This window comes from Streptomyces sp. NPDC002701, from assembly GCF_042889045.1.
Classification (GTDB): domain Bacteria; phylum Actinomycetota; class Actinomycetes; order Streptomycetales; family Streptomycetaceae; genus Streptomyces.
Genome location: NZ_JBIAQL010000005.1, coordinates 437,073 through 461,150 on the forward strand (window position 1 = coordinate 437,073; position 24,078 = coordinate 461,150).

Genomic DNA, 24,078 nt, shown 5'->3' on the forward strand with positions numbered 1-24,078 from the left:
GACGCGCGACCCGCGGAGCGACCCGCAGGTCACAGCCCAACGTGCGCGTAAGCAAGAGATAAGAGTTGAGCCCCCACGACTCACCTCTGTTGACCGAGCGGCCGGCGTCGTGCACACTTGAGCCTGTTCCACTCAAGTCATTGCTGGAGGAATTGAAATGGCACGTGCGGTCGGCATCGACCTGGGCACGACTAACTCCGTCGTCAGCGTTCTGGAGGGCGGTGAGCCCACCGTCATCACCAACGCCGAGGGCGCCAGGACCACGCCGTCCGTCGTCGCCTTCGCCAAGAACGGCGAGGTGCTCGTCGGCGAGGTCGCGAAGCGCCAGGCGGTCACGAACGTGGACCGGACCATCAGGTCCGTGAAGCGTCACATGGGCACGGACTGGAAGATCGAGCTCGACGGCAAGCACTTCAACCCGCAGCAGATGAGCGCCTTCATCCTGCAGAAGCTGAAGCGCGACGCCGAGGCGTACCTGGGCGAGAAGGTGGCCGACGCGGTCATCACCGTCCCGGCGTACTTCAACGACTCCGAGCGCCAGGCGACGAAGGAGGCCGGCGAGATCGCGGGCCTGAACGTCCTGCGCATCGTGAACGAGCCGACGGCCGCCGCCCTGGCCTACGGCCTCGACAAGGACGACCAGACGATCCTCGTCTTCGACCTCGGTGGCGGCACGTTCGACGTGTCCCTCCTGGAGATCGGCGACGGCGTCGTCGAGGTGAAGGCCACCAACGGCGACAACCACCTCGGTGGTGACGACTGGGACCAGCGGGTCGTCGACTACCTGGTGAAGCAGTTCGCCTCCGGCCACGGTGTGGACCTGGGCAAGGACAAGATGGCCCTCCAGCGTCTGCGCGAGGCCGCCGAGAAGGCCAAGATCGAGCTGTCCTCCTCCACGGAGACCTCGATCAACCTCCCCTACATCACGGCCTCCGCCGAGGGCCCGCTGCACCTGGACGAGAAGCTCACCCGCGCCCAGTTCCAGCAGCTGACGGCCGACCTGCTGGAGCGCTGCAAGACGCCGTTCCACAACGTCATCAAGGACGCCGGCATCCAGCTGAGCGAGATCGACCACGTCGTCCTCGTCGGTGGCTCCACCCGCATGCCCGCCGTGGCCGAGCTCGTCAAGGAGCTGACCGGCGGCCAGGACGCCAACAAGGGCGTCAACCCGGACGAGGTCGTCGCCATCGGCGCCGCCCTGCAGGCCGGTGTCCTCAAGGGTGAGGTCAAGGACGTCCTGCTCCTCGACGTGACCCCGCTGTCCCTGGGTATCGAGACCAAGGGAGGGATCATGACGAAGCTCATCGAGCGCAACACCACGATCCCGACCAAGCGGTCCGAGATCTTCACGACGGCCGAGGACAACCAGCCGTCGGTGCAGATCCAGGTCTACCAGGGCGAGCGCGAGATCGCGGCGTACAACAAGAAGCTCGGGATGTTCGAGCTGACCGGTCTGCCGCCGGCCCCGCGCGGCGTGCCGCAGATCGAGGTCGCCTTCGACATCGACGCCAACGGCATCATGCACGTGACCGCGAAGGACCTCGGCACGGGCAAGGAGCAGAAGATGACCGTCACCGGCGGCTCCTCGCTGCCGAAGGACGAGGTCGACCGCATGCGCCAGGAGGCCGAGCAGTACGCGGACGAGGACCACCGCCGCCGCGAGGCCGCCGAGGCCCGCAACCAGGGCGAGCAGCTCGTCTACCAGACGGAGAAGTTCCTCAAGGACAACGAGGACAAGGTCCCCGGCGACGTCAAGACCGAGGTCGAGGCGGGCGTCGAGGAGCTCAAGGCCGCGCTGAAGGGCGAGGACACCGCCGAGATCCGTACGGCCACCGAGAAGGTCGCCGCCGTCTCCCAGAAGCTGGGCCAGGCGATGTACGCCGACGCCGCGGCCGCTCAGGGTGCCGCCGGCGCCGAGGCCCCGGGAGCCGGTCCGGACGCCGGTGCCAAGGCCGCGGACGACGACGTCGTCGACGCCGAGATCGTCGACGAGGACCGTGACCGCAAGGACGGTGCCGCGTGACGGAGGAGACCCCGGGCTTCGACGAGCAGCCCGACGTCCCCTCCGGCGCCACCCCTGAAGACGCCGAGCCGAAGCCTGCCCCCTCCTCCTCGGAGGACGGGGCGGCCCAGGCCGGGGACGCGGCAGCAGCAGCTCAGACAGCAGCCCAGACGGCAGGTCTGACGGCTCAGCTGGACCAGGTGCGCACGGCGCTCAACGAGCGCACGGCGGACGTCCAGCGGCTCCAGGCCGAGTACCAGAACTACCGCCGCCGGGTCGAGCGCGACCGGGTCGCCGTCAAGGAGCTCGCCGTGGCGAACCTCCTGACCGAGCTCCTGCCCGTGCTCGACGACATCGGCCGCGCGCGGGAGCACGGCGAACTGGTCGGCGGCTTCAAGTCGGTGGCCGAGTCGCTGGAGACCGTCGCGGCGAAGATGGGCCTGCAGCAGTTCGGCAAGGAGGGCGAGCCCTTCGACCCGATGATCCACGAGGCCCTGATGCACTCGTACGCGCCGGACGTCACGGAGACGACGTGCGTGGCGATTCTCCAGCCGGGGTACCGGTTCGGCGAGCGCACCATCCGCCCCGCGCGGGTGGCGGTGGCCGAGCCGCAGCCGGGCGCCCAGCCGGCCAAGGCCGACGAGGCGGAGACGGCGAACGCGCCGGCCGACGACAAGGAGAGCGGTGGCCCGGACGAGGGCTGACGTGACACAGGCCGTACGCGCGTCCGCACGCACGGAGCACGCTGAACGCGTACGTGAGAGTGACGTACGGAAGGAGGGGCGTCGAGGATGAGCACCAAGGACTTCATCGAGAAGGACTACTACAAGGTCCTCGGCGTCCCCAAGGACGCCACCGAGGCCGAGATCAAGAAGGCGTACCGGAAGCTCGCCCGCGAGTTCCACCCGGACGCCAACAAGGGGAACGCGAAGGCCGAGGAGCGCTTCAAGGAGATCTCCGAGGCGAACGACATCCTCGGGGACCCCAAGAAGCGCAAGGAGTACGACGAGGCCCGCACCCTCTTCGGCAACGGCGGCTTCCGGCCCGGTCCGGGCGCCTCGGGCGGCTCCTTCAACTTCGACCTGGGCGACCTCTTCGGAGGCGGCGCGCAGGGCGGAGCGGGAGGGGCCGGCGGTGCCGGGGGCTTCGGCGGCGGCATAGGCGACGTCTTCGGAGGGCTCTTCAACCGCGGCGGTGCGGCGGGCCCCGGCGCCCGGACGCAGCCGCGGCGCGGGCAGGACATCGACACCGAGGTCACGCTCAGTTTCACGGAGGCGGTGGACGGCGCGACCGTTCCGCTCCGGATGACCTCGCAGTCGCCGTGCAAGGCGTGTTCGGGTACCGGCGACAAGAACGGCACACCGCGCGTGTGCCCGACCTGCGTCGGCACCGGCCAGGTCGCGCGCGGTTCGGGCGGCGGCTTCTCGCTGACCGACCCGTGCCCGGACTGCAAGGGCCGCGGCCTGATCGCGGAGCACGCGTGCGCGGTGTGCAGCGGCTCGGGGCGCGCCAAGTCGTCCCGGACCATGCAGGTCCGTATCCCCGCCGGGGTGTCGGACGGCCAGCGCATCCGCCTCCGGGGCAAGGGCGCGCCGGGCGAACGGGGCGGGCCCTCGGGCGACCTGTACGTCACGGTGCACGTGGACGCCCACCCGGTCTTCGGCCGCAAGGGCGACAATCTCACCGTCACCGTGCCCGTCACCTTCACGGAGGCGGCGCTCGGCGGCGAGGTCCGCGTGCCCACGCTCGGGGGACCCCCGGTCACCCTGAAACTGCCGCCGGGCACGCCGAACGGCCGTACGATGCGCGCCCGGGGCAAGGGCGCGGTCCGCAAGGACGGCACCCGCGGGGACCTGTTGGTCACCGTCGAGGTGAGTGTCCCGGCGGACCTGACGGGGAAGGCTCGTGACGCGCTGGAGGCGTATCGCGAGGCGACCGCGGAGGAGGATCCGCGGGCGGAGCTGTTCCAGGCCGCGAAGGGAGCATGAGAATTCCATGGACGCAACCGGACGCCGTCGGCAGAACTCATTCACCGGCAGGGCCTACGAGCTGACGGAAGAAACACCGGTCTACGTCATCTCGGTCGCGGCCCAGCTCTCCGGTCTGCACCCGCAGACACTGCGTCAGTACGACCGCCTCGGCCTGGTCTCCCCGGACCGCACGGCCGGGCGGGGCCGGCGCTACTCGGCCCGCGACATCGAACTGCTGCGCACGGTCCAGCAGTTGTCGCAGGACGAGGGCATCAACCTCGCCGGCATCAAGCGCATCATCGAGCTGGAGAACCAGGTGGCCGCGCTCCAGTCCCGGGTGGCGGAGCTGCAGTCGGCCCTGGACGGCGCGGCGGCCACCATGCAGCAGCGCGAGGCGGCGGTCCACGCCTCCTACCGCCGGGACCTGGTCCCGTACCAGGAGGTCCAGCAGACGAGCGCCCTGGTGGTCTGGCGCCCGAAGCGCCCACCGACGGACTGAGCGGGCGCACGGTCACGAACGAAGGCCCGGGGTTCGGCTGCGGCGAGCCGAACCCCGGGCCTTTCGCGTACCCGCCCGCGGAAGCCCGCACCAGGCCGTCGTGGCCTCCGCACCAGGCCGTCGTGGACTTCGGAGCCGGTCGGTCCGGACCGGACTATCTGCCCAGCGTCTGCCAGACCGTGAGCGCCAGTGCCAGACACGACGTGGCCGCGGCGAGCGAAGGCAGCGGCCAACGCGTGCGCTCCAGCGCCTCGATACGTGTCTCGTGCTCGTCGAGCGTCTTGTCGGTCTGGTCGGCGCGCTGGAGGAGGAGCGCGAGATCGCCCCGCGTGGTGGCGAAGCCGACGTCGACCGAGCGACGCAGGCGCTCCAGTTCCAGGACGACCTCATCGGTCTCGGTCGCCGTCACCGGGCACCTCCCGGGAACGCCGATCCGCGTACGTCGACCGAATGACGGGTCATAAGGACACCTTCTTCTCTTTCCTGTCCTGCATGCCGCCGCATGCCGGGAGAGCCTGCGGCCTCTCCCCGTGTGTGGGAACATGTGTTCGATGATTGCGAACGAGCGGACAGGGTTGCATGTTGCGAGCGCGTACGCAAGTGGTTACGCTCCGTGGAGGCCGCGTATGGTGACGCCCCCTCAAGCCTCGCTGAACTGCGGGAAGTTGCCGAATCTCCACAGTTACGCGCGAGCGCGCACACATCTTGATGCGGGTGCGATCGATACGCTGTCCCGGCGACGAGGGGAGAGCGGACACATGGCTTCGAGCTCACGGGCCGGGGCCCGTACAGGCACAGGTGCGGGTCAGACCTACCGGGCCGCGGGACTCGATGAGTTCGCCGGCTGGATCGAGGACCTGCTGCGCGCCCGGGGCTACGACATCGACAGCCCACGCGGCGGCGGCCGTTCGAAGCTCGCCGACGACGCGGGCGTGCACCGGGCCGCCGTGAGCCGGCTGCTCCAGCGGCAGTCCATGCCCGACCTGGAGACGATGCGGCGCGTCGCGGCCGTGCTGGGCGTGCCCCTGCGGGAGATGCTCATCCGCTCGGGCCGGCTGACCGAGGACGACCTGCCGCTCGGCGGCGGTGCCCGCCCCGCCGCCGACGGCGAGGAACACCTGCGGCTCAGCCCGGAGGAAGCGGCCCGCCGGATGGGTGTCCCGCCCGACCTGCGGGACCTGTTCGCCAGGGTGGCACGGCAGTTCCTGCCGGAGGGCGGGTGACGGCGAGGTGACCGGAGCACGGCATGGATGACGTGGGAGGCGACCGTGGCGCCGAGGCGCGGCGCGTCGCCGGACTCGTGGGCGACCTGCTCGGCGTACTGGCCGACAAGGTCCGTTCGGCCGGCCCCGACGGTGTCCGGGTGCTCACCGAGGAGGAGTTGCAGCGGCACCAGCTGAGCTGGTTCCGGGCGGGCTGGGCGGAGCATGCCCGTGCGTCAGGCCAGGAGCGTCCGGTGGGCCCGGACCGGCCGCCGGCCCGTCTCCTCCCGTTCCCCGAGCGCCCCAGGGGCCACGAACACCCCCCGGACGACGGGGGCTGAGGGACCACCCGGCCGGCCCGGCCATCGGTCCCCGTCTCGGTCCCCGTCTCGGTCCCCGCGCCGGTCCCTCAGCCGGTGCGCGGGTCGACCCTGGCGTCCGCCCCCACGCGGACGTAGTGCAGCAGCACCACCCCGTTGCCGAACACGCGGGACTCGACCAGGCGCAGAGCGGCGAGCGCGTCCGTGTCCCGGAACAGGGGCCGGCCGCGCCCGATGAGCACCGGGTGGACGTAGATCGTGTACTCGTCGATCAGATCGTGGCGCCGGAACTCCGCCGCGAGCTCGGCCCCGCCGACCGCCAGGTCGCCGCCGGGCTGCTCCTTGAGCGCCCTGATCACATCGGGAGCCACCTCCCGTACGACGGTGGCGTTCCACTCGGCCCTTTCGAGCGTCCGCGAGTAGACGACCTTCGGCATGTCCCGCCAGATGGCGGCGAACTCGCGGACCACCGCGGGGGCCTCGGGATCCTGGTCGGCGGTCGGCCAGTACGCCGCCATCAGTTCGTGGGAGACGCGGCCGGTCAGGAAGCCGCCCAGCGCGCCGATGCGCTCGTTCAGGTGCTGGTGCAGTTCCTCGTCGACCAGGTGCCAGTCGATCTCGCGGTTCGGGCCCTCGAAGAACCCGTCGAGGGAGACGGACATGCTCAGGATGATCTTGCGCATCGCGGACCTCGCCGAGGAGTGAGCGGAACGGACCGGTTCGTGGGCCGCGTCAGACGGTAGCCCAGCCCGGTCGGTCCCCGTCCCGGCGCGCTCCGGGCCGTTCTGTCACCTTTCGGCCGGCCTCGGGCGCTTGTGGCCCACGGAGACGTCGTGGACTCCTACTCGGCGTATCCGCCCGACTTCGCCCCGGTCTCTTCACACGCTTCTGTTGCGATGTCGTTAGCAGTTACTTCTTGACGCCCCGGGAACCCCCGCGTTGGCTTTTTGTCACCTGGGCCCGCACTGTCGCCCTCGTCCGGAAGGCACCCGAAGTGAACCGCGCCATACGCCGTACCGCTCTTGCCATCGCCACCTCCTCCATGACCCTGACCCTTGCCGCGTGCGGCAGCGGTGACGACGGTGCAGAGGCGAGCCCCACCAAGGGCGACGACATCACGGTGGGCCTGCTGCTGCCGGAGAAGTCGAACTCCCGGTACGAGAAGTTCGACTACCCCATCATCAAGAAGAAGGTCGGCGAACTGACGAACGGCAAGGGTGAGGTCGTCTACGCCAACGCCGAACAGGACGCCGCCGTGCAGGACCGGCAGCTCGCGAAGATGGTGGACGACGGGGTCGACGTGCTGCTGCTGGACGCGGTCGACTCGCACGCCATCGCCGACGGCGTGAAGAAGGCGAAGGCCGCGGACATCCCCGTCATCGCGTACGACCGGCTGGCCGAGGGGCCGATCGACGCGTACATCTCGTTCGACAACGAGGCGGTCGGGCAGGTGCAGGGCCGGGCACTCGCCGACCAGCTCAACGGCGGCAAGTCCCAGAAGATCGTCATGATGAACGGCGCGGTGACGGACCCGAACGCGGCGCAGTTCAAGGCGGGTGCCCTCGGTGAGCTGGAGGGCAAGGTGACCGTCGCCAAGTCGTACGACACCAAGGACTGGAAGCCGGCGAACGCCCGCGCCAACATGATGGCGGCCATCTCCTCCATCGGCGCCGACAACATCGCGGGGGTGTACTCCGCCAACGACGGCATGGCGGGCGGTGTCATCGACGCGCTCAAGGCCGCGGGTGTCAGCAAGCTGCCGCCGGTCACCGGCCAGGACGCGGAACTGGACGCGGTGCAGCGCATCCTCGCGGGCGACCAGTTCATGAGCGTCTACAAGCCGTACCCCGAGGAGGCCGAGACCGCCGCCGAGATGGCCGTGGCCCGCGTCCGCGGCTTCGGCATCGAGTTCGACTCGCTCACCCCCGACAAGATCTCCAGCCCCACCCACAAGGACATCCGGGCGAACCTCGTCCAGGTCTCCCCCCTGACCCGCAGCACCATCGAGTCGACGGTCGTCCAGGACGGCATCTACTCGGCCGAGGAGATCTGCACGGCCAAGTACCGCGCCGCGTGCGAGGAACTGGGCATCAAGTAGCCCACGCTCCCGCTTCCACGCCCACGCTCCCGCTTCCACGCCCACGCTCCCGCCTCCGCCCCGCGTTCGCGCCCTCGCCACGCCTCCACGTCCCCCTCTCCCCGCGTCCCGCCGCCCCGCGGGCCCGCTCCCGCGCCCCGGGCCGAAGTTCGGCCGGTTCCGTCGGTTGGGGCGCCGCCGGCGCGGGCCCGCGGACGGTTCCGCGCCCACTGGGACGTCCGGGCCTCCCGTCCCGCGCGCCCGGCACCGCGCACGCGTCCCACCGGTCCCTGGGGACCTGACGTCGGACGCGGCACGCGGGGCGACGCCCGGACACCGGTTTCCGGCAGCTCACGCGGGCTGAGCGCACTCGGCGACGGACGCGCGCCCCCACCGGCTTCAGCTTGCTGCAACGAGTCATACGGAGGTGCGCTCAAAGGCGGATCAAGTGGTGCGATAGGGGGCATGGAAACGGGGAAGCCGTGTTGCGGAGCGGGGGGACGCCGCGCATAGTTGCGCTGCGGAAGAGGCTGGAACCGGGGGTTGGGGAGATGGCCGGGCACAGGACGGAAGCGCATCCACACGGTGCTGACCGCCTGTGCGATGCCGGGGACCGGGTCTACTCCCGGGCGGTACGACGCGGCCGGGTGTCCCGCCAGGACGCCGAATCGGTGCCCTGCCTGGTCGAGTTGGCGTTGCTGCACCCCGACCCCGACGACATGGGCTGGCTGGTGCCGACCTCGCCGCAGGAGGTCATGACGCGTCTGCTGCGGGACATGCACGAGCGCGTCAGCGCGACCCAGTCCCGTATGGGCGAGGCGGTGTCCGCCTTCGAGTGGTACGCGACCCTCGCGGGCAACGCGCGCTCGCCCTCGGAGGGAGCGGCGATCCGGGTGCTCGACGGACTGCCCCGGATCCGTGCCGCGATGGACGAGGCGACCGAGGCGTGCACCTCCGAGGTGCTGGCCGTCCAGCCGGGCGGCATCCGCCGCGAGGACGAACTCACCGAGGGACTGCACCGGGCGCTCGCGCTGTGCCGTCGCGGCGTGCGCATGCGCGACCTGTACACGCACGTGGCCCGGCACGGGCAGGGGCTGCGCAACTACATGGAGCTGATGGGCGACTCGGCCGAGGCCCGGACCCTCGACGAGGTCACCGAGCGGCTCATCGTGTTCGACCGCACGGTCGCGTTCATCCCGGCGAGCACCGACCGGACGATCGCGCTGGAGCTGCGGCATCCGGCGCTGGTGGACTACCTGGTCACCGTGTTCGAACGGTTCTGGCGCCTCGCGATCCCCCTCACCGCGCCCCTGCCGGACACGGGCATCGAGGGCATCACCCACCGCGAACGCTCCATCGCGGCGCTGCTCGCCGAGGGTCACCAGGACGCGGTGGTCGCGGAGCGCCTGGGCATCAGCGTCCGTACGTGCCGGGCGCACATCGCCCGCCTGTCGGAGACGCTGGGTGCCGCGAGCCGTACGCAGCTGGGAGTGCGGATCGCGCAGGCCGGCCTGGACGGTCCGCCGCGTTCCCCGCAGCTCCAGGCGCTCAGCGCTCCTGGTCCAGAATCCCCGACCGACCGATGAGGTAGCCGAGCTGCGCCCGGCTCTCGCTGCCGAGGGTCGAGGCGAGTTTGGCGATGTGGACGCGGGCGGTGCGGACGTTCAGACCGAGGCGTTCGGCTATGGCCGCGTCGGTGTGGCCCTCGACGAGGAGGGCGGCGACGGCACGCTGACGCGGGGTGACGCCGTTGAGGGACGGGCGCTGGACGGTGTCCGGGTACATGGGCGTGGCCAGCCGCCAGAGGCGGTCGAAGGTGGTGACGAAGTAGCCGACGAGAGCCGGATGGCGGACCTCCAGGGCGAGGGTGCCGTCCTTGTCGGCGGGGATGAAGGCGACGGCGCGGTCGGTGACGATGAGCCGGTCCGGGAGTTCGTCGAGGGAGCGGGCCTCGACGTCGCCCTTGAGCTGTTCGTAGCGGGCGGGGACGGTGAGCGAGTGACGCACCGTGTGCTGGTAGAGGGTGCGGATGCGGCCGCCGCGGTCCAGCAGGGCCTGGTCACGGTCCAGGGCGATGGCCTCGGCCGCGTGGCGGCGCTCACCGGTGTGGGTGTGGGGCTGGATCGTGAGGAGCTCACGGGACGCCCGGGCCATGGCCTCGGTGATGGCCTCGTTGATCCGCTGCGAACCGCTCAGGAGGCTGATCGCCGGTGTGTCCGCGAGCGCCGTCCGGTGGCCGTCGATCCGCATCAGCGGCTCGAACACCGCGGCCAGCCGGGCTTCGCGCCGCCGCTCGTCCGCGATGCGCTCTCCGGACGCCCGCAGCAGCCGGTGGAGGGCGAGGACCGGGGCGACGGGTTCCAGGTGGTCCGGCTCCCGGACGGCCGGGTGCAGCAGCCCCAAGTCGAGGAGGCAGGGGGCCTGTTCGGCGTCCGCGCGCGGTACGCGCCCTTCGCGCAGGGCCCGTTCGTACAGCTCCGATCCCGCCGCACACAGGTCCTCCACGTCATGTGCCGAATGTGGAGCCGTCATTCCGCGGTGTCCTGCTTCAGGATCCCCGATTCGGCTATCAGGTAGCCGAGTTGTGCCCGGCTGCCGCTGCCCAGGGCGGTGGCCAGCTTCGCTATGTGGGCGCGGCAGGTGCGTACGTTCATGCCGAGGCGGCGGGCTATGGCCTCGTCGACGTGCCCCTCCACCAGGAGTTTGGCGATCGAGTGCTGGATGTTGGTGATGCCGTCGGGGGCGGTTTCGTAGGGGGCGCCGGCGCTCAGCGGGACGGCTCGGCCCCAGATGAACTCGAAGACCTTGATCAGGTAGCGGACGAGCCCGGGGTGGCGGAGTTCCAGGGCGACCTGCTGGTCGTCGCGGGTGGGGATGAAGGCGACGGTCTCGTCGCAGATGATGAGACGTTCCACCAGCTCGTCGATGGTGCGGTACTCCACCTTGCCGTTGGAGAGCTGGGCCACGTAGGCCAGCTTCTCCTGGCTGTAGCGGGCCGTGTGCTGGTAGAGGGTCCTGATCCGCACGCCGCGTTCGGTCAGCGGCCTGTCGCGTTCCAGTCCGTGCATGAGGTTGCGTTCGGAGATGCGGTTGCTCGGCTGGATCGTGAGGACCTCGGTCTGGCACTGGGCCGTGGCCAGGTTGAGTGCCGCGTTGATCCGGTCGCCGCCCTCGAGCACCGTGATGGAGTGGGTGGGCGCTGTCGCCTGGGCGCTGAGCGCCATGAACGGCTCGAAAGCGTCGGTCAGTTCGATCGACAACCGCCGGTGCGCCGTGATTTCGCGCTCTATGGGGTTGAGCCGCTGGGCCAGCGCGACCGTCGGGGGTACCGGGCGCAACCAGCTCGCGTCGTCCGGATCGGGGTGAAGAAGGGCGAACTCCATCAAGCAGGGAGCGGACTCGACCTCCTCGCGGGCGATACGTCCCGTGCGGAGCGCATTCGCATAGAGACGCCCGCCCTCCTCACACAGCTCGGTCACCGCGTGGGGATGTGTCGGTTTATGCCTTTTCGCCATCAAATCTCCACCCCCCAGGGTCCTGAACGTGCAGGAACATGATGCATCGATTATGTGGCCATGACGTGCCCGAATGAGCCATCGTCGTACTCGACGGGGGAAGAGGGACCTTCAAGTGAGGACGAAGCCGACTATGGGTAAGAGAATGCTTCGCTCGGTGCTTGTCGCCGTCTTCTCCGTCGTGGTGGCCTTCGGAGCACTGGATGGCCTCTCCGACGCGAAGGGTGACGTTCGAGCGGACACCAGCTGGCCGGCGGCCGGCGCGAACACCGGGCCCGCCGGTCCTCCTGACACCAGTTGGCCGCTGGCGCCGGTAGACGGCAGCGTCGGGGGCTGACATGACGACTCCTCCCGACGACCGCTCCTTCCGCAGAGAGATGGCCACGGCCTATCGCTCGGGCTGGCACTTCATCGATCTGGCCACCGCCATCCCCCACAGCGGTGACTCGTTGATGGTGACCGTCTTCGGGGAGCCGGTCGTGGTGACCCGGGACGACGAGGACGACGTGCGGGCGTACCGCTGCCTGCGACGGCCCCGGGGAGCGCCGCAGCCGGTGCGGTGTGCCATCCGGTACGGAATGATCTTTGTGAACCTCGATCAGCGCGACCATCGGCTGGTCGAGCCGGCAGCCCCGGACGTACGAACCATCTCAGCCACCCCCCGCAGTGCCTGACGCGATTCCCCCGTCGTTGTAGATCGCTCAGGCGCTTCCCCCCGCAGCGGCGTCACCGTGACCTGAACACGGTGACGCCGCTGCAGTTTCCAGGCATGTTTCAGCCTGTTCCCGCTCCGCGCAAGGGCTGGAACCGGACGCGCGCCCTCATGGGCCCCCGCCGGCGTCAGGGATTTCCCATCGCCGCGGCCAGCGCGATCTCGATGACCACCCTGGACTGCTTGGGCGCCGGCGTCCTGCCGTAGCGCTCGGCGTAGCGGCGCACCGCCTCCGCGACCCGTACGGGGTCCCGGGACACCGTCGCGCGGCCCTCCAGCGTCGCCCACCGCCGCCCGTCCACCTGGCAGACCGCGGCCGCCGTCCCGTCGGGCCCCGCGGCCAGCACGTTCCGCACCTTCCTGCTGGCCCCGTCGGCGATCACCCGGGCCAGACCTGCCCCCGGTTCGTAGGTGACGCCGACCGGCACCACATGAGGGGTGCCGTCGGGACGGAGGGTGGTCAGGGTGCACAGATGGCGTTCCCGCCAGAAGCCGAGGAACGGGTCGCCGGGATCGCGCGGGTTTACGGGGTACGAGGCCATGGACGGAGCCTAGGCCGGACACGGCCCGGCGCCCGAACGGCCTCGGACGCCTCCCTGAACCCCATTGAGTGGAATAGACTCAACTTTGTGTACGTTGGTTGGGTCAGCCAACGCCGGAGTGCGGCACGCCGGAACACGAGCACGCTCATGGATACGAGCACACGCACGGGTACCAGTACGAGGAGGAGAACGCGAACGTGGACGCCGAGCTGACCAACAGGAGCCGGGACGCGATCAACGCGGCCAGCAACAGGGCCGTGTCCGAGGGCCACCCGGACCTGACCCCCGCGCACCTGCTGCTCGCGCTGCTGGCCGGGCAGGAGAACGAGAACATCACCGATCTGCTGGCCGCCGTGGAGGCCGACCCGGCCGCCGTCCGGACCGGCACCGAGCGCGTCCTGAGCGCGCTGCCCAGCGTGACCGGCTCCACCGTCGCACCGCCGCAGCCCAACCGCGAGCTGCTCGCGGTGATCGCCGACGCGTCCGAGCGGGCCAAGGAGCTCGGGGACGAGTACCTCTCCACCGAGCACATGCTCATCGGGATCGCCGCCAAGGGCGGCGCCACCGGCGACGTACTCTCCCAGCAAGGGGCCAGCGCCAAGAAGCTGCTGGACGCGTTCCAGAAGAGCAGGGGAGGGCGCCGGGTGACCACCCCGGATCCCGAGGGCCAGTACAAGGCACTCGAAAAGTTCGGTACCGACTTCACCGCCGCGGCACGGGAGGGCAAGCTCGACCCCGTCATCGGCCGTGACCAGGAGATCCGCCGCGTCGTGCAGGTGCTGTCCCGGCGCACCAAGAACAACCCCGTCCTCATCGGGGAGCCGGGCGTCGGCAAGACCGCCGTGGTGGAAGGGCTCGCCCAGCGGATCGTCAAGGGCGACGTGCCCGAGTCCCTCAAGAACAAGCGGCTCGTCTCGCTCGACCTGGGCGCGATGGTCGCGGGCGCCAAGTACCGCGGTGAGTTCGAGGAGCGGCTCAAGACCGTGCTCGCGGAGATCAAGGACTCCGACGGGCAGATCATCACCTTCATCGACGAACTGCACACCGTCGTGGGCGCGGGCGCGGGCGGGGATTCGGCCATGGACGCCGGAAACATGCTGAAGCCCATGCTCGCCCGCGGCGAACTGCGCATGGTCGGCGCCACCACCCTCGACGAGTACCGCGAGCGCATCGAGAAGGACCCCGCGCTGGAGCGCCGCTTCCAGCAGGTGCTGGTCGCCGAGCCGACCGTCGAGGACACCATCGCCATCCTGCGCGGCCTCAAGGGCCGCTACGAGGCCCACCACAAGGTCGTCATCGCGGACAGCGCGCTCGTCGCCGCGGCCACCCTCTCCGACCGGTACATCACCTCCCGCTTCCTGCCCGACAAGGCCATCGACCTCGTCGACGAGGCCGCGTCCCGGCTCCGCATGGAGATCGACTCGTCCCCCGTCGAGATCGACGAGCTCCAGCGGGTCGTCGACCGGCTGCGCATGGAGGAGCTGGCGCTCGACAAGGAGACCGACCCGGCCTCCAAGCAGCGCCTGGAGAAGCTGCGCCGCGACCTCGCCGACAAGGAGGAGGAGCTGCGCGGCCTCACCGCCCGCTGGGAGAAGGAGAAGAAGTCCCTCAACCGCGTCGGTGAGCTGAAGGAGAAGCTCGACGGACTGCGCGGCCAGGCCGAGCGGGCCCAGCGCGACGGCGACTTCGACACCGCCTCCAAGCTCCTCTACGGCGAGATCCCCGCCCTGGAGAGGGACCTGGAGGAAGCCTCCGAGGCCGAGGAGGAGGCCGCCGAACAGGAACTCATGGTCAAGGAGGAGGTCGGCCCGGACGACATCGCGGACGTGGTCGGTTCCTGGACCGGCATCCCCGCCGGCCGCCTCCTGGAGGGGGAGACGCAGAAGCTGCTGCGCATGGAGGAGGAGCTGGGCCGCCGCCTGATCGGCCAGAGCGAGGCCGTGCAGGCCGTCTCCGACGCCGTCCGCCGTACCCGCGCGGGCATCGCCGACCCGGACCGCCCGACCGGCTCGTTCCTCTTCCTCGGCCCCACCGGTGTCGGCAAGACCGAACTGGCGAAGGCCCTCGCGGACTTCCTCTTCGACGACGAGCGGGCCATGATCCGCATCGACATGTCGGAGTACGGCGAGAAGCACAGCGTGGCCCGCCTGGTCGGCGCGCCGCCCGGCTACGTCGGCTACGAGGAGGGCGGGCAGCTGACCGAAGCGGTCCGCAGGCGCCCGTACAGCGTGGTCCTGCTGGACGAGGTGGAGAAGGCGCACCCGGAGGTCTTCGACGTCCTGCTCCAGGTACTGGACGACGGCCGCCTCACCGACGGGCAGGGCCGCACGGTCGACTTCCGCAACACCATCCTGGTCCTCACCTCGAACCTGGGCAGCCAGTTCCTCATCGACCCCCTGACGAGCGAGGAGCAGAAGAAGGAGCAGGTCCTGGAGGTGGTGAGGGCCTCCTTCAAGCCGGAGTTCCTCAACCGGCTCGACGACCTCGTCGTCTTCTCGGCGCTGACCGGTCCTGAGCTGGAGCGCATCGCGAAGCTCCAGGTCGGCCGCCTCGCCAAGCGGCTCGCCGAGCGGCGGCTCACCCTGGAGGTCACCGACGCGGCGCTGGCCTGGCTGGCCCTTGAGGGCAACGACCCGGCGTACGGGGCCCGCCCGCTGCGTCGCCTCGTCCAGACCGCCATCGGCGACCGCCTCGCCAAGGAGATCCTCGCGGGCGAGGTGAAGGACGGCGACACGGTCCGCGTGGACACCTTCGACAACGGTCTGATCGTCGGCCCGGCGACAGGCAAAACGCTCTGAGCGGAATTACGTCACCGGCCGGGGCGGGGGTTGCGGGCCCCCGCCCCGGATGGGAGAGGATGGCGGAATCCGTACGAAGGGAAAATCACGGTGAGCATCGACCCGTCCTCGATTCCGAACTTCGGGGGCCAGCCAGAGCCGAACCCCGGCGGACCGGCCGGCCCCGTCGTCCCGGACCAGGACCTTGTGAAGCAGCTCCTGGACCAGATGGAGCTGAAGTACGTCGTCGACGACGAGGGTGACCTCGCGGCGCCGTGGGAGCAGTTCCGTACGTACTTCATGTTCCGCGGCGAGGGTGACCAGCAGGTCTTCTCGGTGCGGACGTTCTACGACCGGCCGCACCAGATCGAGGAGAAGCAGCGGCTCCTGGAGTCGATCGACGACTGGAACCGCCGCACGCTGTGGCCCAAGGTCTACAGCCACACGCACGACGACGGCACCGTCCGCCTGATCGGCGAGGCGCAGATGCTGATCGGCACGGGCGTCAGCCTGGAGCACTTCGTGTCGTCGACGGTCAGCTGGGTGCGGGCCGCCATCGAGTTCGACAAGTGGCTCGTCGAGCAGCTGGGTCTGGAGCAGGAGATCGACGAGGCCGAGAAGCCCGCAGAGGACGAGTAGTCCTCACAGCGGTTTGGGGGCGAGCACGACCAGGTACGCCCCGTACGCGAACGAGAGCCCGGCCAGGGCGCCGACCACCAGGGTCGCGTGCCACGGCCGGGCTCTCGCCGTCCGCGCCAGCGCGCGGGCGAGCGGCAGCAGCAGCGGGAACGCCGGAAGCAGGAACCGCGGCTTGCACTCGAAGAACCCGGCGCCGCCCGCCGCGACGAGCAGCAGCACACCCGCGTAGACCAGCAGCGGCAGGGGAGCGCGGTCCGCGACCAGCAGCCCGTACAGGAGCAGTGCCGCCGCCACGGTCGCCATCGAGACGGGGAAGACGAGCAGGTCGCCCTCCAGCAGCAGATGCCGTACGAAGCGCAGCGCGTCGAGGCCGAAGTCGAAGCGCGAGCCCCACAGCCGCTGCACCTCGAAGTACCCGCCGAGCGGATCGCCCTGCCGGTGCCCCACCCACAGCACGTACGCGCCCCAGCCGAGGGGGGCTAGCGCCGCGCCCGTCCACAGCCTGTGGGTAACTTTTCCGCGCCTCCCGCAGAACTCGTACGCCGCCGCCGCGAGGACCGCCGCCGCCACCGCGAACCCGTTCGGCCGGGCCAGCCCCGCGCCCGCCGCGAGGACGCCCGCCCACACCCACCGGCCGGTGAGGACCGCGTACAGCGCCCAGGCGGCGAAGGCGGTGAGGACCGGTTCCGTGTACGCCATCGACAGCACGACCGAGTGCGGCAGCAGGCCCCACAGGAGGACGAGGGCGGTGGCGACGGCCCGGTCGTGCAGGTGGGCCCCGATCGCGTGGATCCCGCAGGCGGCGACCCCGGCGGCCGCCCACGAGACCAGCAGACCCGCACCGGGGCCGCTGAACGGCGTGAGTTCGGTGACGGCCCGTAACAGCCCCGGATAGAGCGGGAAGAACGCCAGATCGCTCTGGACGAGCCCCGGTGGGCGCAGGGTGTGCCCGTAGCCGTGATCGGCGATCCGCAGGTACCAGAGGGAGTCCCAGGACCGCCCGAGCAGCAGCACGGGATCCCTGTCGGCCGCCCGGGCGACCAGAGCGACGACCACGGACCCCAGCACCCGGGCCACCAGAAACAGCCCGACCGCCGCCCCCGTGCCCGCGCCCGGCCCCGGGAACCGAGACCGGGCCCGGCCCTCGGCGGCGGGACACGGGAGGGCGACGGGCGCGAGGGCGCGTACGGGTGCGGGATTCACTCGGGTCACACCAGAACATTGCGGGCAAGACGAGCCGGATACGAGCACCGCACGGCCCAGCGGGTCGGCCTGTCCCACTGCTGCCCGCACAGGCGGCGACCGTGTTCCCTTCTATCTCGAGAATTCGAAGCCTACTTACGCTGCACCTTTTGGCGTTGGCGGGCACGGGCTGAGCCCTCGTCGGAAGACGGCCGAGTGGTGAGCAAAGCAGCAACCCACGCCGTCCATGCTGCTACGAGCCGGAGCAGGTCGGCTCTCTGATCAGCCGACAAGAACGGCCAAAGCAGCCACGTCGGCCTCATGAGCAAGATCATGCATATGAGGCCGATGGCGCACAGGATGGCCGTGACTGCGGCTACCGCCCGGAAGGGCAGGGCAGGAAATGAGAGCATGCGGACCTCTCCAAGTCTCATCGACACGTGCGACTGCACGGTGTTGACGGACTCGGCTCTGGGTCAGCGCATGCGCCTAGCGGGTGAGCTGTCGGACTCGGACGGCCTTCGCCCTACGGTTGCCCGGCCGCCTCCTTCGGCCTTGCTTCCGACTCGCCCCGGTGAAGAAAGGGTCCCCGCCTCCGTTGCTTGGCAATGTAAGCCGCTGGGTCGACCTCGTACAGCGTTCGTCGAGGTACGAGGAGCGCACAAAATGCTCAGGTGTCGGGCGAGTGCAAAGCACGTGGGCCGTCTGCGTCACGTGGGTCCACACCGGCCTCATCACGTGGCGGCTGATTCTTCTTTCTCGCGTTCGGCTCAGAAATCCTCGGCTCGATGTGGAGACCGGGGAGGCTGGAGGATTTGAGGCCGAGTGTCCATCCGCTCCACAGAGCGGTCATGCAGGACGAGCAGCTCCTGTACGCACTCGGGGGTGAGGAGGGCTGACATTCCCTGGCCATAGGCATGCCGACGGGATCCACCCCCGTGGGGCTGATCCCATCAAGTCCATGGTGGGTCAGAGGTCTCGTTGCCTGTCGCGTTCGATCGCCTCGCGCTCCTCACGCAGAGTGGGTTCGGGAAGTGACGAGTCGCCACGCATGTAGGCCGACAGGAGTGCGATGCAGTGACTGGTGTCGAACTCACTCAGGTACGCCTCGTGCTCAGCTTCGTATGCGTCCTGAAAGAAGGACGCGCGTACGACTTTGAGCGCATCTCGTAGGCGCATACTCAGCGTGTCTGCTCCCGGGACCAGTGCCGTGTGCAGCTCAGCTGCGTCGGCCATGGTGTAGGCCCTCCCGAGCCATTCATTCCGCTCGTCTGCCGACATCCCCATCTTCCACGTCAAGGCATGTGTCCTCAGCGCGTACAGCTCTGACAGCGCCTTGTCCGCCGTTTGCCTGCCACGGGACTCGGCCTCAACAGATCGGGCTTCTGCCCGCTCTTCTCGCGCTGTTTGTGCCTGGTGGCGCTGCTGCAGCCACCCGCCCAGCAGGGTGCCTCCGACTCCCACGACAGCGCTACCGAGTCCAATCACGCCCACCAACATCTCTGTTTCCACGGGGTTCATCATGCTGACGGGACCAATCCGGCGGGGTCGATCCCATCAAATCCTCGGAGGCTGGCCAAGACGCTCTCGGTACTGGGGCTCGACCCACGTCGCCTCTGACGCCTTCAAGGGAGCCACGGCGGTAGTACAGCTTCGCTATCCCCGCCTCGTAGAGGCCATGCATGGTGAAGAAGATCCGAGTCATCCTGTACCGCAGGTCGACAGTTGGGGATCACGCTGACGGCGAGTTCGGCTCGGCGGAGATGTTCGCGGACTCGTCCCATCCATTCCTCGTCAGGGCGGCTCTGCGTGACCGACGTATCCACAAGTTGTCCCAGTTGCAGCAGCTCGTTGATAGAGGTCTCCCCTGAGGTCAACGCTCGTTGTTCCGACCGCTCTTGCTTGCCGACCTTGGGCGCCGTACGACTGCCGTATCCACGCGCCACCCGGCGCGTCGGCGAAGCCGATGACGGCACCACCCAGACCAATGATCAGTCCCACCAGAGTCTCCGCCTGCATGACGATCAGCATGCCGATGGGATCCACCCCAGTGGGGCTGATCCCATCAAGTCCTTGCTGGCCGACTCACTGTCGTTGTTGGGGGCGGAACATCAGGACCGGAGTTGTCTGGACGAAGCCTCAGGGGCCGCCAGGGCGCTCAAGAGGAAGACCAGGCAGATCAGGAAATTCGCTTCCGGGCTCGCCGGGCCCTTGTCCGCGAGGGGTCGGTGAGCCGCCGGCCTCCTGTAAGAACCGGGGGAAAGAACTACCCGCCCACCCGCCCTCCCCGCGCAGGAAGCCCGCGTCACCCGTCCGAGTGACCGGTTTGCGGGGGCGGGATGTGGGCGGTTACGTTCGCCGCGACAACCGAAAACAGAGACGGCCCCCGCCGGGACTGGCATCCCGAACGAGGGCCTGACCAACCAGGAAGCAGTACCTTCCCGATGGCTGACCCGCAGTCTAACGCGCGCCTGCGCGCCGATGCCGGAGCTCCGACTTCCGGTGTGATCCACGTACGCACGCGCCTCAGCGCCGACTTCACCGTCCTCGCCAACGCCCTCGCCCAGCGACGCGGCAGCGCGGTCACGATCGGCGTCGCGGCGTACATCGCTTCCCTGCCCGACGGTTCCCCCGTGACCATCACCGCCCTGTGCGCGCACTTCACCGAGGGGGAGATCCTGATCTCGCGAGCGCTCAGGGAACTCGAAGCGGCCGGATACCTGGAGCGCCGCCGCGAGCGAACGCCCACCGGGCAGGTCCGCACCCGGACGTACTTCTACGACATCCCCGGCGGCGCGTCGCATACGGACGGGCCCCCTGGACCGCCCAGACCGCCCCGGCCCCGTGCGCAGACCCCCGCTGTGGAGGAGGTCCCGCCCGCGTCGGAAGCCGTGCAGGAGACGGCTCGGCCGCGCGGACAGGCCGCGGCCGGGCCACCGATCCCGCTCGCCGACGCCGACCCCCGAGCCGTCGCCGTACTCGCCGCCCTGCGCCGGGCCGACTCCCGCCTCGTGCTGTCCGAGCAGGAGGCCGCCCGCCTCGCTCCCGCCGTCACCAAGTGGCTCGCCGCAGGCATCCTGCCCACGCACATCACGGACCACCTCACCGCACGGCTCCCCGATCACTTCCTGACCCGCCCGGCCGGCCTTCTGGCCTACCGGCTCAAGGAGACTCCGCTGCCCCTGCCCGCACCGGCCGCGAGCGCGGAGTCCGCCACGCGCCAGCCGGTCGTACCCCTGCGGAACTGCGACGGCTGCGACCGGGGGTTCCGCGCGACGGAGCCCGGCCATTGCCGGGACTGCCGATCCCAGGAACTTCTCCGTGCCGCCGGCTGAGCCGACGACCAGGCGCGCGGCCCACCCGCAGCCGGAAGGCCCGATGTGGCACGATGCGAAATCCGGCGCCAAGAGGAGGTGGGGCATGGTCGACAGATTCGGAGACGGGCTTCTGACGCCCACGGAAACGGCCTCCTACCTCGAGATTCCGCAGTCGACTCTCAGCTCGTGGTTACAGAACAAGGCTGCCGGAGCGCCACTGGTCCACCAGGTCGAGCCGGTGCGGACGGGACAGCCCTCCGTGCCGTTCATCGCGGTGGCCGAGGCGCACGTCCTTCGTTCTCTGCGTTCTCTCGGCCTCCGTATGAGCGAGATCAGGGAAGCGGCAGCCGCCGTAAGGGACGCCTTCGACACCCCGTACGGGCTCGTGTCGCAGCGGATCGCGACGGACGGAGTGGACATCTTCGTCGAGCACGGTTGGGGGGATCTGCGCAGAGCCCGCGACGGCCAGGTCCCCATCCACGAAGTGGTCTCTGACCATCTTCGCTACCTCACCTGGGAACCGGGCGACGACTTTCCCTCCAGCCTGCGGCTGAGGCAGTACCCCGACTCCGTCCCCGTCGTGATCGACCCGCGATTCGGCCACGGTCTTCCCGTGGTGGCCGCCAACCGGGTCGCGGTCCGGGCCATCACCGACCTGTGGGAGGCCGGGGAGACGGTCGAGGACATCGCGTACGACTACGACATGACGCCTGAGCAGGTCGACGCGCTCTGCCGGGCAGTGGTGCATCTTGCCGCCTGAGTTCTTCCTCGACCGGAATCTGGGACGGCGGGTCGCTGAGGGGCTGAGGGCGTACGGCTGGACCGTGCACCGCATCGGGGACGTCTTTCCTGACGACGGACAGGACGTGGCCGACGAGGAGTGGATCGCACACGGTCTCGACCGGTCCTGGGTCCCGCTGTCGAAGGACGGGCGGATCAAGACCCGGGACCTGGAGATCCGGCCTGTCCTGGAGCGCGAGGCCGTGCTGTTCTACCTGGACAACCAGCAGCTTCCCAGTGCCGAGATGGTGCAGCGGCTCGTCGTGCGCCGGGACGCGATCCACCGGGTGGTCGAGAAGGGCGGACCGGCGGCATACGCAGTGCGACACGACCGTATCGAGCGCACCTGGCCCTGACGGTCGGGGTTCTCCCGTGCCTCTCCGCCGGCCCGGCTCAGCCCGCGAGCGTCTTGAGGCGGCTCACTGCCTCTTCCAGTACCGGTGTCTGCTTGCAGAACGCGAAGCGTACGAAGGGTGCTCCCGCCTCCCGGTGGTCGTAGAAGACCGCGTTCGGGATCGCGACCACGCCGGCCCGTTCCGGCAGGGCGCGGCAGAACGCGAAGCCGTCGCTCTCGCCCAGCGGCCGGATGTCGGTGGTCACGAAGTACGTCCCGGCCGGCCGGAACACGCCGAAGCCGGCCTCCGCGAGCCCCGCGCTCAGCAGGTCCCGCTTGGCCAGCATGTCCGCGCGGAACGCCTCGAAGTACGCGTCGGGCAGCGCCAGCGCCTCCGCGACGGCGTACTGGAAGGGCCCCGAGGCCACGTACGTGAGGTACTGCTTCGCCGAACGCACCGCCGCGACCAGGTCGGGCGAGGCCGTCACCCAGCCGACCTTCCAGCCGGTGAACGAGAACGTCTTGCCCGCCGAGCCGATGGTGACCGTGCGCCCGCGCATACCGGGCAGGGTCGCGAGAGGGATGTGCTCCGCCTCGTCGAACACCAGGTGTTCGTACACCTCGTCCGTGACCACCAGCAGGTCCCGCTCGACGGCCAGTTCCGCGATCGCGGTGAGCTCCGCGCGCGTGAGGACCGTGCCGCTCGGGTTGTGCGGGGTGTTGATCAGCAGCAGCCGGGTGTTGTCCGTGACCGCGTCGCGCAGCTCGTCCAGGTCGAGGTGGAAGCGCCGGTGCACGACCCCGTCGCGGGTCTCCTCGTGCGGCCGCAGGGTGACCGGCACGCGCGTGCCGCCGGCCATCGCGATGCACGCCGCGTACGAGTCGTAGTACGGCTCCAGGGCGATCACCTCGTCGCCGGGCTCCAGCAGGGCGAGCAGGGCGGCCGCGACGGCCTCCGTCGCGCCCGCCGTGACCAGCACCTCGGTGCCGGGGTCGTACGTCAGGCCGTACCGGCGCTCCTGGTGCGCGGCGATCGCCGTACGCAGCTCGGGGACGCCCGGCCCCGGCGGGTACTGGTTGCCGCGGCCGTCGCGCAGCGCCCGCACGGCCGCCTCCCGGATCTCCTCGGGCCCGTCCCGGTCGGGGAAGCCCTGGCCGAGGTTGATCGCGCCGGTGCTCAGGGCGAGGGCCGACATCTCGGCGAAGATCGTCGTGCCGAACTCGGCGAGGCGGCGGTTGAGGAGGGGACGGCGTGCGCTGGAGGTCATGGCGGCCATCCTGCGCTCAACCTCTGGAGTTGCTCAACTCCGCTTTGGGCCGTGCGGCGCGGGGGGATCACCCTCACACGCAAGAAGCAGGCAGGGGAGTACGGCAGGGATCACGACAGGAAAACAGGCGAGAAGCAGAGCCCACGGGGGGCCGCTTCGGGGGAACGGAAGGAGGGTGGCGCCATGGTCATCGGCATCATCCTGGCGTTGTTGGTCGTGGGGTTCGTGGTGGTCGTCGTCGCGCGGGCCGGATCCGCGTCGAGGCGGCCCGGCCGGCGGCGTCCGCGCCGCAACAGTGACAGCTGGTGGGCGGGCGACGGAGCGGTGGGCGGGGGCGACGGCGGTTCCTCCTCCTGCTCGTCGGGCTCGTCGGGCGGCTCCTCGTGCGGCGGCGGTTCGTCCTGCGGAGGCGGCGGCGGAGGGGGCGGCGGATGCGGCGGAGGCAGCTGACAGGGGCGGCCGACACGACCCCGCTGACAGGGACGGCCGATGCGAGGCCGCCGACACGGAGCAGCCGCACGGGGTCGTTGACGTAGAGCTGTTGACATAGAGCAGCTGACGCAGGGCTGCTGACACGGGGAGGTCGGGCTCCGGGCGCGGGACCGCGTCCGGAGCCGTCCGCAGCACGAGAGCACGAGAGCACGAGAGCACGAGCGCCCGCCGGGGCCGATTCCCGGCGGGCGCTTCGGCGTTCCGTGCCGGGGGCGTGAAGGCGCACGTGTGAGCTAAGGGCGCACTTTCCGCTTGAACAGTTGAGCTGTGGAGCCCTCGGGGGGATGGAAACCACACGAAGTTGGGTAAAAACGCTGTGGCGGACGCGCCGTTCATGATTCCCTCGTATCGCCGACGCAGACCCCGGTACACCCTTCTGACCTGGCCGACCGGGCCCGATCACCGCCCGGCGCCGCCCGGGGTGCGACGGACCGACCCCACCCTTGCGTG

23 protein-coding genes are annotated in these 24,078 nt (G+C 70.0%); 15 read left to right on the forward strand and 8 right to left on the reverse strand.

The features are described from left to right. Positions 1-157 precede the first annotated feature (157 nt). The 4 genes from dnaK to ACFYXC_RS17705 all read left to right on the forward strand — a co-directional run bounded on the left by dnaK (position 158) and on the right by ACFYXC_RS17705 (position 4,471). On the forward strand, positions 158-2,023 hold the full coding sequence (gene dnaK, locus ACFYXC_RS17690; RefSeq protein WP_388917874.1) for a molecular chaperone DnaK: 1,866 nt from the start codon (positions 158-160) through the stop codon (positions 2,021-2,023). Continuing rightward, the gene (gene grpE / locus ACFYXC_RS17695; protein WP_388917877.1) at positions 2,020-2,706 is read left to right on the forward strand and encodes a nucleotide exchange factor GrpE; all 687 of its coding nucleotides are present in this window, start codon (positions 2,020-2,022) and stop codon (positions 2,704-2,706) included. The genes dnaK and grpE overlap by 4 nt, the downstream gene beginning before the upstream one ends. Positions 2,707-2,793: 87 nt before the next feature. Next, a complete protein-coding gene (gene dnaJ / locus ACFYXC_RS17700) occupies positions 2,794-3,990 on the forward strand; it encodes a molecular chaperone DnaJ (protein WP_388917880.1) in 1,197 nt (398 codons plus the stop codon). A 7-nt stretch (positions 3,991-3,997) separates the two neighbouring features. Next, a complete protein-coding gene (locus tag ACFYXC_RS17705) occupies positions 3,998-4,471 on the forward strand; it encodes a heat shock protein transcriptional repressor HspR (RefSeq protein WP_388917884.1) in 474 nt (157 codons plus the stop codon). Between the two features lie 154 nt (positions 4,472-4,625). Here the strand turns inward: ACFYXC_RS17705 and ACFYXC_RS17710 are convergent, their stop codons facing one another. After that, the gene (locus ACFYXC_RS17710; protein ID WP_388917887.1) at positions 4,626-4,880 is read right to left on the reverse strand and encodes a hypothetical protein; all 255 of its coding nucleotides are present in this window, start codon (positions 4,878-4,880) and stop codon (positions 4,626-4,628) included. A 349-nt stretch (positions 4,881-5,229) separates the two neighbouring features. Between ACFYXC_RS17710 and ACFYXC_RS17715 the strand changes: the two genes are divergently transcribed. Then, positions 5,230-5,694: a helix-turn-helix domain-containing protein gene (locus ACFYXC_RS17715; protein ID WP_388917890.1), complete on the forward strand. Its 465-nt coding sequence runs from the start codon at positions 5,230-5,232 to the stop codon at positions 5,692-5,694. Between the two features lie 23 nt (positions 5,695-5,717). Continuing rightward, complete coding sequence (locus ACFYXC_RS17720; RefSeq protein ID WP_389552390.1) at positions 5,718-6,014, forward strand: hypothetical protein; 297 nt, start codon at positions 5,718-5,720, stop codon at positions 6,012-6,014. 68 nt (positions 6,015-6,082) lie between these two features. Here the strand turns inward: ACFYXC_RS17720 and ACFYXC_RS17725 are convergent, their stop codons facing one another. Continuing rightward, on the reverse strand, positions 6,083-6,676 hold the full coding sequence (locus ACFYXC_RS17725) for a dihydrofolate reductase family protein (RefSeq protein WP_389552393.1): 594 nt from the start codon (positions 6,674-6,676) through the stop codon (positions 6,083-6,085). Between the two features lie 359 nt (positions 6,677-7,035). Between ACFYXC_RS17725 and ACFYXC_RS17730 the strand changes: the two genes are divergently transcribed. Together ACFYXC_RS17730 and ACFYXC_RS17735 are read left to right on the forward strand one after the other, a co-directional pair. Next, positions 7,036-8,091: a substrate-binding domain-containing protein gene (locus ACFYXC_RS17730; protein ID WP_388917989.1), complete on the forward strand. Its 1,056-nt coding sequence runs from the start codon at positions 7,036-7,038 to the stop codon at positions 8,089-8,091. A 530-nt stretch (positions 8,092-8,621) separates the two neighbouring features. Next, on the forward strand, positions 8,622-9,656 hold the full coding sequence (locus ACFYXC_RS17735) for a LuxR C-terminal-related transcriptional regulator (RefSeq protein ID WP_389552396.1): 1,035 nt from the start codon (positions 8,622-8,624) through the stop codon (positions 9,654-9,656). Here ACFYXC_RS17735 and ACFYXC_RS17740 read toward each other — a convergent pair. Beyond that, complete coding sequence (locus tag ACFYXC_RS17740) at positions 9,619-10,602, reverse strand: LuxR C-terminal-related transcriptional regulator (protein ID WP_389552398.1); 984 nt, start codon at positions 10,600-10,602, stop codon at positions 9,619-9,621. The genes ACFYXC_RS17735 and ACFYXC_RS17740 overlap by 38 nt on opposite strands. Beyond that, the gene (locus tag ACFYXC_RS17745) at positions 10,599-11,585 is read right to left on the reverse strand and encodes a helix-turn-helix transcriptional regulator (protein WP_389552400.1); all 987 of its coding nucleotides are present in this window, start codon (positions 11,583-11,585) and stop codon (positions 10,599-10,601) included. Before ACFYXC_RS17745 ends, ACFYXC_RS17740 begins: the two co-directional genes overlap by 4 nt. 338 nt (positions 11,586-11,923) lie before the next feature. Between ACFYXC_RS17745 and ACFYXC_RS17750 the strand changes: the two genes are divergently transcribed. Further along, entirely contained in the window at positions 11,924-12,259 is a 336-nt protein-coding gene (locus tag ACFYXC_RS17750) for a hypothetical protein (protein ID WP_388917908.1), read from the forward strand. Positions 12,260-12,425: 166 nt separating this feature from the next. On the opposite strand, the gene ACFYXC_RS17755 is transcribed toward ACFYXC_RS17750, so the two are convergent. Further along, positions 12,426-12,839, reverse strand: a complete 414-nt coding sequence (locus tag ACFYXC_RS17755; RefSeq protein WP_389552403.1) for a pyridoxamine 5'-phosphate oxidase family protein — start codon at positions 12,837-12,839, stop codon at positions 12,426-12,428. 197 nt (positions 12,840-13,036) lie between these two features. On the opposite strand from ACFYXC_RS17755, the gene clpB reads away from it, so the two are divergent. After that, a complete protein-coding gene (gene clpB, locus ACFYXC_RS17760) occupies positions 13,037-15,637 on the forward strand; it encodes an ATP-dependent chaperone ClpB (protein ID WP_389552836.1) in 2,601 nt (866 codons plus the stop codon). A gap of 90 nt (positions 15,638-15,727) precedes the next feature. Continuing rightward, complete coding sequence (locus ACFYXC_RS17765) at positions 15,728-16,255, forward strand: YbjN domain-containing protein (RefSeq protein WP_389552406.1); 528 nt, start codon at positions 15,728-15,730, stop codon at positions 16,253-16,255. 3 nt (positions 16,256-16,258) lie between these two features. On the opposite strand, the gene ACFYXC_RS17770 is transcribed toward ACFYXC_RS17765, so the two are convergent. Both ACFYXC_RS17770 and ACFYXC_RS17775 read right to left on the reverse strand, forming a co-directional pair. Beyond that, positions 16,259-17,467 (reverse strand): hypothetical protein, encoded by a 1,209-nt coding sequence (locus ACFYXC_RS17770; protein ID WP_389552409.1) that lies wholly within the window; start codon positions 17,465-17,467, stop codon positions 16,259-16,261. A gap of 939 nt (positions 17,468-18,406) precedes the next feature. Then, entirely contained in the window at positions 18,407-18,949 is a 543-nt protein-coding gene (locus ACFYXC_RS17775) for a hypothetical protein (protein WP_389552411.1), read from the reverse strand. 932 nt (positions 18,950-19,881) lie between these two features. Here ACFYXC_RS17775 and ACFYXC_RS17780 point away from each other — a divergent pair. The 3 genes from ACFYXC_RS17780 to ACFYXC_RS17790 all read left to right on the forward strand — a co-directional run bounded on the left by ACFYXC_RS17780 (position 19,882) and on the right by ACFYXC_RS17790 (position 21,890). Continuing rightward, the gene (locus tag ACFYXC_RS17780) at positions 19,882-20,772 is read left to right on the forward strand and encodes a hypothetical protein (protein WP_389552414.1); all 891 of its coding nucleotides are present in this window, start codon (positions 19,882-19,884) and stop codon (positions 20,770-20,772) included. A gap of 85 nt (positions 20,773-20,857) precedes the next feature. After that, a complete protein-coding gene (locus ACFYXC_RS17785; protein ID WP_389552417.1) occupies positions 20,858-21,514 on the forward strand; it encodes a DUF433 domain-containing protein in 657 nt (218 codons plus the stop codon). Beyond that, complete coding sequence (locus ACFYXC_RS17790; RefSeq protein ID WP_389552420.1) at positions 21,504-21,890, forward strand: toxin-antitoxin system, toxin component, PIN family protein; 387 nt, start codon at positions 21,504-21,506, stop codon at positions 21,888-21,890. Before ACFYXC_RS17785 ends, ACFYXC_RS17790 begins: the two co-directional genes overlap by 11 nt. Before the next feature lie 37 nt (positions 21,891-21,927). Here the strand turns inward: ACFYXC_RS17790 and ACFYXC_RS17795 are convergent, their stop codons facing one another. After that, positions 21,928-23,145, reverse strand: a complete 1,218-nt coding sequence (locus tag ACFYXC_RS17795) for a pyridoxal phosphate-dependent aminotransferase (protein ID WP_389552422.1) — start codon at positions 23,143-23,145, stop codon at positions 21,928-21,930. 174 nt (positions 23,146-23,319) lie between these two features. On the opposite strand from ACFYXC_RS17795, the gene ACFYXC_RS17800 reads away from it, so the two are divergent. Further along, on the forward strand, positions 23,320-23,586 hold the full coding sequence (locus ACFYXC_RS17800) for a hypothetical protein (protein WP_389552425.1): 267 nt from the start codon (positions 23,320-23,322) through the stop codon (positions 23,584-23,586). Positions 23,587-24,078: the final 492 nt, after the last annotated feature.